The organism is Streptomyces sp. NPDC005962 (genome assembly GCF_040629205.1).
Classification (GTDB): domain Bacteria; phylum Actinomycetota; class Actinomycetes; order Streptomycetales; family Streptomycetaceae; genus Streptomyces.
Genome location: NZ_JBEXVE010000006.1, coordinates 358,966 through 371,352 on the forward strand (window position 1 = coordinate 358,966; position 12,387 = coordinate 371,352).

11 protein-coding genes are annotated in these 12,387 nt (G+C 70.5%); all 11 read left to right on the top strand.

Going from position 1 to position 12,387, the window contains the following annotated elements; all coding sequences use genetic code 11:
• Positions 1-2: 2 nt before the first annotated feature.
• The 11 genes from mraY to ABZ370_RS13730 all read left to right on the top strand — a co-directional run bounded on the left by mraY (position 3) and on the right by ABZ370_RS13730 (position 11,455).
• Positions 3-1,070 (top strand): phospho-N-acetylmuramoyl-pentapeptide-transferase, encoded by a 1,068-nt coding sequence (mraY, locus tag ABZ370_RS13680; RefSeq protein ID WP_358619891.1) that lies wholly within the window; start codon positions 3-5, stop codon positions 1,068-1,070.
• Entirely contained in the window at positions 1,067-2,503 is a 1,437-nt protein-coding gene (gene murD, locus ABZ370_RS13685; protein ID WP_358619842.1) for a UDP-N-acetylmuramoyl-L-alanine--D-glutamate ligase, read from the top strand. Before mraY ends, murD begins: the two co-directional genes overlap by 4 nt.
• Positions 2,504-2,560: 57 nt before the next feature.
• Positions 2,561-4,162 carry a putative lipid II flippase FtsW gene (gene ftsW, locus ABZ370_RS13690; RefSeq protein ID WP_358619844.1) on the top strand — a complete coding sequence of 534 codons (1,602 nt, stop codon included), beginning with the start codon at positions 2,561-2,563 and terminating at the stop codon, positions 4,160-4,162.
• Positions 4,163-4,168: 6 nt separating this feature from the next.
• Positions 4,169-5,263 carry an undecaprenyldiphospho-muramoylpentapeptide beta-N-acetylglucosaminyltransferase gene (gene murG / locus ABZ370_RS13695; RefSeq protein WP_009718661.1) on the top strand — a complete coding sequence of 365 codons (1,095 nt, stop codon included), beginning with the start codon at positions 4,169-4,171 and terminating at the stop codon, positions 5,261-5,263.
• Positions 5,264-5,276: 13 nt separating this feature from the next.
• Positions 5,277-6,074 (top strand): FtsQ-type POTRA domain-containing protein, encoded by a 798-nt coding sequence (locus ABZ370_RS13700; protein WP_358619845.1) that lies wholly within the window; start codon positions 5,277-5,279, stop codon positions 6,072-6,074.
• Between the two features lie 277 nt (positions 6,075-6,351).
• On the top strand, positions 6,352-7,587 hold the full coding sequence (ftsZ, locus tag ABZ370_RS13705; protein WP_358619847.1) for a cell division protein FtsZ: 1,236 nt from the start codon (positions 6,352-6,354) through the stop codon (positions 7,585-7,587).
• A 43-nt stretch (positions 7,588-7,630) separates the two neighbouring features.
• On the top strand, positions 7,631-8,362 hold the full coding sequence (gene pgeF, locus ABZ370_RS13710) for a peptidoglycan editing factor PgeF (protein ID WP_358619849.1): 732 nt from the start codon (positions 7,631-7,633) through the stop codon (positions 8,360-8,362).
• Between the two features lie 3 nt (positions 8,363-8,365).
• Positions 8,366-9,085, top strand: a complete 720-nt coding sequence (locus ABZ370_RS13715) for a YggS family pyridoxal phosphate-dependent enzyme (RefSeq protein WP_358619851.1) — start codon at positions 8,366-8,368, stop codon at positions 9,083-9,085.
• Positions 9,086-9,208: 123 nt separating this feature from the next.
• Positions 9,209-9,823 (top strand): cell division protein SepF, encoded by a 615-nt coding sequence (sepF, locus tag ABZ370_RS13720; protein WP_009718666.1) that lies wholly within the window; start codon positions 9,209-9,211, stop codon positions 9,821-9,823.
• Positions 9,824-9,897: 74 nt separating this feature from the next.
• Positions 9,898-10,194 (top strand): YggT family protein, encoded by a 297-nt coding sequence (locus ABZ370_RS13725; RefSeq protein ID WP_009718667.1) that lies wholly within the window; start codon positions 9,898-9,900, stop codon positions 10,192-10,194.
• Between the two features lie 49 nt (positions 10,195-10,243).
• Positions 10,244-11,455, top strand: coding sequence for a DivIVA domain-containing protein (locus tag ABZ370_RS13730; RefSeq protein WP_358619852.1), 1,212 nt, complete (start codon positions 10,244-10,246; stop codon positions 11,453-11,455).
• Positions 11,456-12,387: the final 932 nt, after the last annotated feature.

Consider the following 12,387-nt stretch of genomic DNA (forward strand, 5'->3'; position numbering starts at 1 on the left):
CCATGAGGCAGGTTCTCTTCTCCGGAGCCATCGGGCTCTTTCTGACCCTGATCGGCACTCCGCTGCTGATCAAGCTGCTCGCCCGCAAGGGCTACGGCCAGTACATCCGGGACGACGGCCCGCGGACGCACGGCAGCAAGAAGGGCACGCCCACCATGGGCGGTATCTCCTTCATCCTGGCCACGCTGATCGCCTACGCGGTGACGAAGGTGATCACCGGCAGCGAGCCGACCTTCTCCGGTGTGCTGGTGCTCTTCCTGTTCGCGGGCATGGGGCTGGTCGGCTTCCTCGACGACTACATCAAGATCGTCAAGCAGCGCAGTCTGGGCCTCCGGGCCAAGGCCAAGATGGCCGGTCAGCTGATCGTCGGTGTCGCCTTCGCGATCCTCGCGCTGAACTTCGCCGACGCGCGCCAGCAGACCCCGGCCTCCGACCGGCTCTCCTTCGTCCAGGACTTCGGCTGGTCCTTCGGCCCGGTGATCTTCGCGATCTGGGCGCTGTTCATGATCCTCGCGATGTCGAACGGCGTGAACCTCACCGACGGCCTGGACGGTCTGGCCACCGGTGCCTCCGTGATGGTCTTCGGCGCCTACACCTTCATCGGCGTCTGGCAGTACCAGGAGTCCTGCGCCAACGCGCAGAGCCTCACCAACCCCTCGTCCTGCTTCGAGGTACGCGACCCGCTCGACCTCGCGGTCGTCGCGTCCGCGCTGATGGGCGCCTGCTTCGGCTTCCTGTGGTGGAACACCTCGCCCGCCAAGATCTTCATGGGTGACACCGGCTCGCTCGCGCTGGGCGGCGCGCTCGCGGGGCTCGCCATCTGCTCCCGTACGGAGCTGCTGATGGCCGTCCTCGGCGGGCTGTTCGTCCTGATCACCCTGTCCGTGGTCATCCAGGTCGGCTCGTTCCGGATGACCGGGCGCCGGGTCTTCCGGATGGCACCACTCCAGCACCACTTCGAACTCAAGGGGTGGAGCGAAGTCCTTGTGGTGGTCCGGTTCTGGATCATCCAGGGCATGTGCGTGATCGTCGGACTCGGCCTCTTCTACGCGGGCTGGCGGGCTTCGTGACCCTCGACGTCACCGATCTCGCCGGACGGCATGTCACCGTCGCCGGACTCGGCGTCTCCGGGGTCCCCGCAGCGCGTGCGCTGCGGGGCCTCGGGGCCTCGGTGACCGTCGTCAACGGAAGCGACGGCGCGCCACAGCGCGCCCAGGCGGCCGAACTGGAGCCGCTCGGCATCACGGTCCGGCTCGGCGACGGGGACACACTCCCCGACGGCACCGAGCTGATCGTCACCACCCCCGGCTGGAAGCCCACCAGCCCGCTCTTCCTGGCCGCCGAGAAGGCGGGCGTCCCGGTGTGGGGCGATGTGGAGCTGGCCTGGCGGCTGCGCGGCCCGGACTCCGCGCCCTGGCTCGCGGTCACCGGCACCAACGGCAAGACCACCACCGTGCGCATGCTGGCGTCCATCCTGGAGGCCGCCGGACTGCGCACCGCCGCCGTTGGCAACATCGGCGTCTCGCTCCTGGACATCGTGCTGGGCGATACGCCGTACGACGTCCTCGCCGTCGAGTTGTCCAGCTACCAGCTGCACTGGGCGCCCTCGCTGCGCACCCACTCCGGCGCGGTGCTCAACCTCGCCCCCGACCACCTCGACTGGCACGGATCCATGGCGGCGTACGCGACCGACAAGGGCCGGATCTACGAGGGCAACCAGGTGGCCTGCGTCTACAACGCCGCCGACCCCGCCACCGAGGACCTGGTCCGGGCCGCCGACGTCGAGGAGGGCTGCCGGGCGATCGGCTTCACCCTCGGCACTCCCGGCCCCTCCCAGCTCGGCGTCGTCGAGAACATCCTCGTCGACCGGGCCTTCGTCGAGAACCGGCAGAAGAGCGCCCAGGAGCTGGCCGAGGTCGCCGACGTCAACCCGCCCGCGCCGCACAACATCGCCAACGCGCTCGCCGCCGCGGCCCTGGCCCGCGCCTACGGCGTACCGCCCACGGCCGTACGGGACGGCCTGCGCGCCTTCCGCCCGGACCCGCACCGGGTGGAACACGTCGCGGACGTCGACGGGGTGAGTTACGTGGACGACTCCAAGGCGACCAACACCCACGCCGCCGAGGCGTCGTTGGGCGCGTACGAGCACATCGTGTGGGTCGCCGGGGGCCTCGCCAAGGGCGCCGTCTTCGACGACCTCGTCTCGACGGCCGCCGGGCGGCTGCGCGGCGTGGTGCTGATCGGCGCCGACCGCGCCCTGATCGGGGAAGCGCTCGCGCGACACGCAGCGGATGTCCCGGTCGTGGACCTCGACCGGACCGACACTGGGGCGATGGCGGCGGCTGTCCGCGAAGCGGCCCGGCTCGCCCGGCCGGGCGATACGGTCCTTCTGGCCCCGGCCTGTGCCTCGATGGACATGTTCACCAACTACAACAAGCGGGGCGACGCCTTCGCCGCGGCGGTTCACGACCTGGCCCCGGGCCCGGTCACGGACGAGCAGTAGCCCGCCGGTCCCCCGCGAGGACCACCGCTCGCGCGGAGAACCTGGAGGGGATACGACATGACGCCTGACCAGCCCGCCGCGCCGCGATCCCGGCAGGCCGGGGCGGCCACCGGCCGCCCCGGGCCGCGTGCGGGCGGCGCCGCGCGGCCGAGGCCCGCGGCGCGGGGCGGGGAACGGTCCGCGACACCCGCCGCCCGCCCGCAGAGCGGCCGGAGCACCGCGGCCAAGACCCCCCAGGGCAAGACCCCTCAGCCCAAGACCGCGGCCAAGAAGGCGGCCAAAACTCCTCAGGCCAAGCCCCCTCAGGCCAAGGCCGCCGCGGGCAAGGGCCGTCAGGGCGCTCCCAGGGCGCCCCGCCGCCCGCTGATCCGCACACCGGCCCGTCCCTCCCGCGGCAGCCTGCTGGACGCGCTGCGGGGCACACAGCAGCGCGCCAAGAAGGCCTGGGACCGGCCGCTCACCGCGTACTACCTGGTCCTCGGCGGCGCCGCGCTGATCACTGTGCTGGGCCTGGTGATGGTCTACTCCGCCTCCCAGATCAAGGCGCTCCAGTCGGGTCTGGCGCCCTCGTACTTCTTCCGCAAGCAGCTCTTCGCGGCGGCGCTCGGCGCCGCGCTGATGCTGCTGGCGGTGCGCATGCCGATCAAGCTGCACCGCGCCTTCGCCTATCCGCTGCTGGCGGCCTCGGTCTTCCTGATGTGCCTGGTCCAGGTGCCGGGGATAGGGATTTCGGTCAACGGCAACCAGAACTGGATCTCCTTCGGCGGCCCGTTCATGCTCCAGCCGAGCGAGTTCGGCAAGCTCGCGCTCGTCCTGTGGGGCGCCGACCTGCTGGCCCGCAAGCAGGACAAGCGGCTGCTCACCCAGTGGAAGCACCTTCTGGTGCCGCTCGTCCCGGCGGCGGCCCTGCTGCTCGGGATGATCATGCTGGGCGGCGACATGGGCACCGCGATCATTCTCACGGCGATTCTTTTCGGCCTGCTTTGGCTGGCGGGCGCCCCCACCCGGCTCTTCGCGGGCGTGCTCGCCTTCGCCGGGGTGATCGGCGTTCTGCTGATCAAGACCAGCGCCAACCGGATGTCCCGGCTCGCCTGCATCGGCGCCACCGAGCCCGGAACGAACGATCAGTGCTGGCAGGCGGTGCACGGGATCTACGCTCTGGCCAACGGTGGATGGTTCGGTTCCGGGCTCGGGGCGTCCATGGAGAAATGGGGCGAACTACCCGAACCGCACACCGACTTCATCTTCGCCATTACCGGGGAGGAACTCGGCCTGGCGGGGACGCTGTCGGTGCTCGTCCTCTTCGCGGCTCTAGGCTATGCGGGTATCCGCGTGGCCGGACGCACGGAGGACCCCTTCGTGAGGTACGCCGCGGGAGGCGTGACCACCTGGATCACGGCCCAGGCCGTGATCAACATCGGTGCGGTGCTCGGTCTGCTGCCGATCGCCGGGGTTCCGCTCCCGCTGTTCTCCTACGGAGGGTCCGCCCTGCTGCCGACCATGTTCGCCGTCGGTCTGCTGATCGCCTTCGCCCGGGCCGAGCCCGCCGCGCGGGCGGCGCTGGCCATGCGGCAGCCTGCTTTGCGGAAGAAGCTGGCTCGGGTGAGACGGAAGACGATGAGACGGCGCGTCAAGGAACGGCCGTCCGGAGAGCGGTGAATTTCGGTGCATGTCGTACTCGCCGGTGGGGGGACCGCCGGCCACATCGAGCCCGCGCTCGCCCTCGCGGACGCCCTGCGGAGGCAGGACCCGACCGTGGGTATCACGGCGCTCGGCACGGAGCGCGGGCTGGAGACCCGCCTCGTGCCCGAGCGCGGCTATGAACTCGGGCTGATCCCGGCTGTTCCGCTGCCACGCAAACCCACCCCCGAGCTGATCACCGTCCCCGGGCGGCTGCGCGGCACGATCAAGGCCGCCGAGCAGATCCTGGAGCGCACCAAGGCCGACTGCGTGGTCGGCTTCGGTGGCTATGTGGCCCTGCCCGGCTATCTGGCCGCCAAGCGGCTGGGCGTGCCGATCATCGTCCACGAGGCCAACGCCCGCCCCGGGCTCGCCAACAAGATCGGCTCCCGCTACGCCACGTCCGTCGGTGTCTCCACCCCGGACAGCAAGCTCCGCGGCGCCCGCTACGTGGGCATCCCGCTGCGCCGCTCCATCGCCACCCTGGACCGGGCGGCGGTCCGGCCCGAGGCGCGCGCGGCCTTCGGGCTCGACCAGAACCTGCCGACGCTGCTGGTCTCCGGCGGCTCGCAGGGTGCGCGGCGGCTGAACGAGGTGGTCCAGCGGGTCGCCCCGTTCCTGCAGCGGGCCGGAATCCAGGTCCTGCACGCGGTCGGTCCGAAAAACGAACTGCCGCATGTGGACAACATGCCCGGAATGCCGCCCTATATCCCGGTACCGTACGTGGACCGGATGGACCTCGCGTACGCCGCGGCGGACATGATGCTCTGCCGTGCGGGCGCGATGACCGTCGCCGAGCTGTCCGCCGTCGGGCTCCCGGCCGCCTACGTCCCGTTGCCCATCGGCAACGGTGAGCAGCGGCTCAACGCCCAGCCGTTGGTCAAGGCGGGCGGCGGACTGCTGGTCGACGACGCCGAGCTGACGCCGGAATGGGTGCAGAGCAATGTGCTCCCGGTGCTCGGCGACCCGCACCGGCTGTACGAGATGTCGCGGCGCGCCGCCGATTTCGGCCGCCGAGACGCCGACGAGCTGCTGGTCGGCATGGTGTACGAGGCAATCGCGGCACGCCGCCAGGCGTGAGAAGGCAGGGAGCGTGGCCGGATCGACGACCGCCGAGAGCGGCCCCCGACGGGCGTCGCCGTCCGGCCCGCCCCCGCGCTTCTTCGCGGCGCGGCGCAGGTTCCGCCCGCCCCGCCGCCGCACCCTGGTGATCGCCGCGGTGGTGGCGGCCCTGCTGGGCGGCGGGACCGTCTGGCTGCTGTACGGGTCGAGCTGGCTGCGCGCCGAGCGGGTGACCGTGGGGGGCGCGAACGTGCTGACCCCGGACGAGGTCCGCGAGGCCGCGGCCGTCCCGCTGGACACCCCGCTGGCCTCGGTGGACACCGGCGCGATCGGGGACCGGCTGCGCGACCGGCTGCCGCGTATAGCAAAAGTGGACGTATCCCGGTCATGGCCGCACACCATCAGTCTTGATGTGACGGAACGCAAGGCCGAAGTGATTGTCGAAGAGGGCGGGAAGTTCCGCGAAGTGGACGCCGACGGCGTGCGGTTCTCCCGTGTGGCGAAGCGGCCGAAGGGCGCTCCGCTGCTCGAAATGGAACCGGACCGGTCGCCGAGTTCACGCCATTTCGGCCCGGCGCGGCTGCGCCGCGAGGCCGTCCGGGTGGTCGCCGGGCTCCCGGCGAAGGTCCGTGCGGACACTCGCTCGGTCCGGGTCCGCTCGTACGATTCGATCACCCTGGAGCTGAGCCGGGGCCGTACCGTCGCGTGGGGTAGCGAGGAGCGCGGAGCCGTCAAGGCCAAGGCGCTCACCGCGCTCATGAAAGCGCGGCCCGACGCCGGTCACTTCGACGTCAGCGCGCCGAGCGCGCCCGCGGTGTCCCGTAGTTGACGGGGATACCGCAGGCCAGCACCCCTGGTTCGCTAGCCCACTGGGTGATCACATAGGGTGAAAAGAAAAGCGGTCGGTTCGGCGTGTTCATTGAACGCGCGCCACTTGTCGACTTAGTGTCCTGTTCCGAAGACTCCGGGAAACAGAGGCACTGGTAACCCTAAACTTCAGCGTTAGGGTTGGGGTCGGCAATCGGAACCGTCCCATTCGGCATCAGTCGGCGCACCGCGGCAACAGCGGGGTGACGACACGTAACTCGAGGCGAGAGGCCTTCGACGTGGCAGCACCGCAGAACTACCTCGCAGTCATCAAGGTCGTCGGCATCGGCGGCGGTGGCGTGAATGCCATCAACCGGATGATCGAGGTCGGGCTCAAGGGCGTCGAGTTCATCGCGATCAACACCGATGCGCAGGCCCTGCTGATGAGTGACGCGGACGTCAAGCTCGACGTCGGCCGCGAGCTCACTCGTGGACTGGGCGCCGGCGCCAATCCCGATGTCGGCCGCAAGGCCGCCGAGGACCACCGCGAGGAGATCGAGGAGGTCCTCAAGGGGGCCGACATGGTCTTCGTGACCGCGGGCGAGGGCGGCGGCACCGGCACCGGCGGCGCCCCCGTGGTCGCCAACATCGCGCGTTCACTGGGCGCGCTGACGATCGGTGTGGTGACCCGTCCGTTCACCTTCGAGGGCCGCCGCCGCGCCAATCAGGCGGAGGACGGCATCGCGGGACTGCGCGACGAGGTCGACACCCTCATCGTCATTCCGAACGACCGGCTCCTGTCGATCTCCGACCGCCAGGTGAGCGTGCTCGACGCGTTCAAGTCGGCGGACCAGGTGCTGCTGTCGGGTGTTCAGGGCATCACCGACCTCATCACCACCCCCGGCCTGATCAACCTCGACTTCGCGGACGTCAAGTCCGTGATGTCCGAGGCGGGCTCGGCGCTCATGGGCATCGGCTCGGCGCGCGGCGACGACCGCGCGGTGGCCGCGGCCGAGATGGCGATCTCCTCGCCGCTGCTGGAGGCGTCCATCGACGGCGCCCGGGGCGTGCTGCTCTCCATCTCCGGCGGCTCCGACCTCGGTCTGTTCGAGATCAACGAGGCCGCCCAGCTGGTGAGCGAGGCCGCCCACCCCGAGGCCAACATCATCTTCGGCGCGGTGATCGACGACGCGCTCGGCGACGAGGTCCGGGTCACCGTGATCGCGGCGGGCTTCGACGGCGGCCAGCCGCCCCCGAAGAGCCAGAACCGCGACAAGGTGCTGGGCTCGTACAACGGCGGCCGCGAGGAGAACACGAGCGACCAGGCCGCCCGTCCGTCCACCTCGGAGCCCGGCCGTCCGTCCTTCGGCGGACTCGGCAGCGTCACTCCGCGTGAGGAGGAGCGCGCGCCGGAGCCCGCTCCGGTCGCCGAGGTCCCGCCGCCGCCCCCGGTGTCCACCCCGCAGGTCCCCCCGGCCCGTCCCTACCAGGACAGCCAGGCCGAGGAGCTGGACGTGCCGGACTTCCTGAAGTGAGCCGGGTGCCATGGCTCCACGGCGACCCTGAAGCGATCCCGCAGTGATAGCGCAACAGCACGACGCGAGCGGCGCGCACTTCGCCTTCACCGACCGGTGGGGCGGGGTGAGCGCCGCTCCGTATGACGAGCTCAACCTCGGCGGCGCGGTGGGCGACGACCCTCAGGCCGTACGGACCAACCGCGAACTGTCGGCCAAGGTGCTCGGCCTGGACCCGTCGTCCGTCGTCTGGATGAACCAGGTGCACGGCCGGGACGTGGCCGTGGTCGAGGGCCCTTGGACGACCGGTGAGATCCCTTGCGTGGACGCGGTGGTGACGTCGCGTCGGGGGCTCGCCCTCGCCGTCCTCACCGCCGACTGCACCCCGGTGCTGCTGGCCGACCCGGTCGCCGGTGTCGCCGGTGCCGCGCACGCGGGCCGCCCGGGGCTGGTCGCCGGGGTGGTCCCGGCGGTGGTCGGGGCGATGACGGCTCAGGGCGCCGACCCGGCCCGGATCGTGGCCCGAACCGGTCCCTCCGTTTGCGGCCGGTGCTACGAGGTTCCCGCGGCGATGCGTGCCGAGGTGGCCGAGACGGTGCCCGAGTCCTGGGCCGAGACCAGCTGGGGCACTCCGGCGGTGGACGTGGCGGCCGGAGTGCGGGCCCAACTCGCCCGGTCCGGCGTGGAGATGGATGGACTTTCTCACATCTGCACGCTGGAATCGGCGGACCACTTCTCCTATCGGCGTGACCGCACGACGGGGCGGCTCGCGAGCTATGTCTGGTTGGACGGCTGAGCTGTGACGGATCGCAAGACGGAACTGGCCGCGAACCTGGCCCGGGTGGAGGAACGTATCTCTGCCGCGTGCGCCGCCGCCGGTCGCGAACGCGAAGAGGTGACCCTGATCGTGGTCACCAAGACGCATCCGGCGAGCGATGTCCGTTTGCTCGCGGAACTCGGTGTACGGCACGTCGCGGAGAACCGCGATCAGGAGGCCGCCCCCAAAGCTGCGGAATGCGCCGATCTGCCATTGATCTGGCATTTTGTCGGACAATTGCAGACCAATAAGGTGCGTTCTGTATGTAGTTATGCCGATGTGGTGCAATCGGTTGATCGCAAGCGATTGGTCGACGCGCTCTCGGGTGCGGCCGTGGGGGCCGCGCGCGAGCTGGGTGTCCTGATTCAAGTGGCCCTTGACGTGGACTCCGGGGAGCGGGGTCAGCGGGGAGGTGTCGGTGCGGACGGAGTGGCCGCTCTGGCCGATGCCGTGATCGCGGCCGACGGGTTGCGGCTGGACGGTCTGATGACCGTGGCGCCGCTGGACGGGCCCTACGCGGACCGGCCGCGGGCGGCCTTCGACCGGCTGAAGGAAATCTCATCCGGCCTGCGCGTGGCTCATCCGGCTGCGAACATGGTCTCGGCGGGAATGAGCTCAGATCTGGAAGAAGCGGTTGCGGCGGGAGCGACACATGTGCGCGTCGGCACTGCGGTACTCGGAGTCCGCCCCAGGCTCCGGTAACGTCGCGAAGAAGTCGGACCACAGCAGAAAATATGGTCATTCCCGTCAAAAGGCGGGCGGGCCGCGTGGATACAGGGCATCCGGTGGCGGAGCCGATCCACCACAGAGCGGAGGACGCAGAGAATGGCCGGCGCTATGCGCAAGATGGCGGTCTACCTCGGCCTCGTGGAGGACGATGGGTACGACGGCCGGGGGTTCGACCCCGACGACGAATTCGAGCCCGAGCCGGAGCCTGAGCGGGAGCGCCGGCGTCATCCGGCGGCGGAGACCGAACCTCGGCCGGAGCGGGGTGAATCTGTGCGAGTCGTCCACCCGCCCGCACAGCGCGAACCAGCTCCGCTTGTGACGGAAAGCAGACAACCCGCGCGAATTGCCCCCGTGGCGTCTATCACACCTGAACGTCAGAACTTGGAGAAGAACGCACCGGTGATCATGCCCAAGGTTGTGTCCGAGCGGGAGCCGTACCGCATCACCACACTGCACCCCCGGACCTACAACGAGGCCCGTACTATCGGGGAACACTTCCGTGAGGGCACCCCGGTGATCATGAATCTGACGGAGATGGACGACACGGACGCGAAGCGACTTGTCGACTTTGCCGCCGGACTCGTGTTCGGTCTCCATGGGAGCATTGAGCGAGTGACGCAGAAGGTGTTCCTGTTGTCTCCTGCTAACGTCGATGTCACGGCGGAGGACAAGGCCCGTATCGCAGAGGGCGGGTTCTTCAACCAGAGCTGAGACGCAACACGGCAACACCGAGTCATCCGAGGCCGCAAGGCCGCGTACGAAACAGGGGAGAGGGACGCAGCGAGATGAGCATCGCACTACAGGTGATCTACATCGCGCTGTACTGCTTCCTGATCGTGCTGATCTTCCGGCTGGTGATGGACTATGTCTTCCAGTTCGCACGCTCGTGGCAACCCGGTAGGGCGATGGTGGTCATCCTCGAGGCCACCTACACTGTGACCGATCCGCCACTCAAGCTGCTGCGGCGGGTCATCCCGCCGTTGCGTCTCGGGGGTGTGGCGCTCGACCTGTCCTTCTTCGTGCTGATGATCATCGTCTGGATCCTGATCACCGTCGTGAGCAATTTTGCGAGCAGGGTGTGAACGATACGGTCTTGCCGGTTGCCGACGACTACGTTGAGGTGAAGTAGAGATGCCGTTGACCCCCGAGGACGTGCGGAACAAGCAGTTCACGACCGTCCGCCTCCGAGAAGGCTATGACGAGGACGAGGTCGATGCCTTCCTCGATGAGGTCGAAGCCGAACTGACCCGGCTGCTGCGGGAGAACGAGGACCTGCGCGCCAAACTGGCCGCAGCGACCCGCGCCGCCGCACAGAGTCAGCAGCAACAAGGCATGCGCAAACCACCGGAACAGCAGGAGCGACCCGGCGCCCCTGTTCCCGCCGCCATATCCGGACCGCCGCAGCAGCAGGGCCAGCCCGGCCCGCCGCCGCAGCAGCAGCAACAGCAGCAGCAGATGGGTGGCCCGCCGCAGCTTCCGGGCGGTGCCCCGCAGCTGCCTGCCGGTCCGATGGGCCAGGGCGGCCCCGGCCCGATGGGTCAGGGCGGTCCCGGTGGCCCCGGCGGTCCTGGTGGCCCCGGCGGTCCCGGCCCGATGGGCCAGGGCGGTCCCATGGGCCAGGGCGGTCCCATGGGTCATGGCGGTCCGATGGGTGGCCCGATGGGCGGTCCCGGCGGTCCTGGTGGCCCCGGTGGCCCGCAGCTGCCGCAGCCGGGTCAGGGCCCGGGCGGCGACAGCGCCGCGCGCGTGCTCTCGCTCGCGCAGCAGACCGCCGACCAGGCGATCGCGGAGGCCCGTTCCGAGGCCAACAAGATCGTCGGCGAGGCCCGCAGCCGCGCCGAGGGCCTGGAGCGCGACGCCCGCGCCAAGGCGGACGCGCTGGAGCGGGACGCGCAGGAGAAGCACCGTGTCGCGATGGGCTCCCTGGAGTCCGCCCGTGCCACGCTGGAGCGCAAGGTCGAGGACCTGCGTGGCTTTGAACGCGAGTACCGCACGCGGCTGAAGTCGTACCTGGAGAGCCAGCTGCGCCAGCTGGAGAACCAGTCCGACGACTCGCTGGCCCCGCCTCGTACCCCGGCGACCGCGTCGCTGCCGCCGTCCCCCTCGATGAGCGGGTCCATGGCTTCCTCGGGTGCCGGCTCGATGGGTGGCCACACGATGGGCGGCAACCAGTCGATGGGCGGCCACCAGCCGAACGGCGGCGCGCCGTCGTACGGCGGGCAGCAGCAGATGTCTCCCGCGATGACCCAGCCGATGGCACCGGTGCGGCCGCAGAGTCCGCAGCCGATGCAGCAGGCGCCCAGCCCGATGCGGGGCTTCCTCATCGACGAGGACGACAACTGACGCGGCACGCCTAGCGCGTCGTCTCGGCAATCAAGGGCCGGGCCCGGGAGCGAATGCTCCCGGGCCCGGCCCTTTGCCGTACGGGTGCGGGCGGCGGCCCTTTCCCCTACCCGCCCCTCCCCGACCCCGGGGGCCCCGCCCCCGGCCCTCAATCGCCGGACGGGCTGGGCGTTCGCAACCGCGCGGTGAGTGCGCCCCACGCCCGAGGCCGGGGACTTCGTCCCGGACCACGGTGGTCGAACACCGGAACGAGCTGGGAGCCCGCGACCGGGTGCTCTGCCCGGAACCTCGCCGGTCGGGCACCGGGCGGATTGAATGCCCGTGGCCGGGGCCTCGCCCCGGACCGTGACGGTCGGGCACCGGGACCACCCGGGGGTTCGTGGCCGGGGAGGCCCGGGCTTTGGTGGTTGGGTGCCGGGACGCGTTGAGGGTCCGTGGCCGGGGGTTCTGCCAGGGACCTCGCCGGTCGGGTGCTGGGCGGGTTGGGTGCCCGTGGTCGGGGCTTTGTTCCGGACCTTGGTGGTCGGGTGCCGGGATCAGCTGGGGTTCGTGGCCGGGGCTTCGTCCGGGACGCCGTGTCGTCGTCTTGGCCCTTGGGCGCTGGAACGCGCCGGGGGTCCGCGACCCGGGACCCCGGGGGTTGGGCTGTGCTGCCTTGCCGGGGGTTCTGGCTGGGGCCCGGTGGGTGCGGCCCCGGACCTCGGGTGTCCTCGGCGCGGCGGGCGTCGGCGAGACGGGCCCGCCCGGCGGCGTACGCGATCCCGTCCAGCATGCAAGCCCGTGCACGGGCGGGGTCCGGGGCGGAGCCCCGGTTCTGGGAAGGGGCGGGTAGGGGACAAACTCCCGGCTGGGGTTTGGCCCCTCGGGTGGTTCGATCGGCGCTGAAGGGGGCGCGGGGGTTTCGCAACCGGGGCTGGGGGAGCCCCGGTTGC

Coding starts and splice junctions, on each gene's coding strand:
- sepF (WP_009718666.1), top strand. CDS start 9,209: ATGGCCGGCGCTATGCGCAAGATGGCGGTCTACCTCGGCCTCGTGGAG.
- ABZ370_RS13730 (WP_358619852.1), top strand. CDS start 10,244: ATGCCGTTGACCCCCGAGGACGTGCGGAACAAGCAGTTCACGACCGTC.
- ABZ370_RS13725 (WP_009718667.1), top strand. CDS start 9,898: ATGAGCATCGCACTACAGGTGATCTACATCGCGCTGTACTGCTTCCTG.
- mraY (WP_358619891.1), top strand. CDS start 3: ATGAGGCAGGTTCTCTTCTCCGGAGCCATCGGGCTCTTTCTGACCCTG.
- ftsW (WP_358619844.1), top strand. CDS start 2,561: ATGACGCCTGACCAGCCCGCCGCGCCGCGATCCCGGCAGGCCGGGGCG.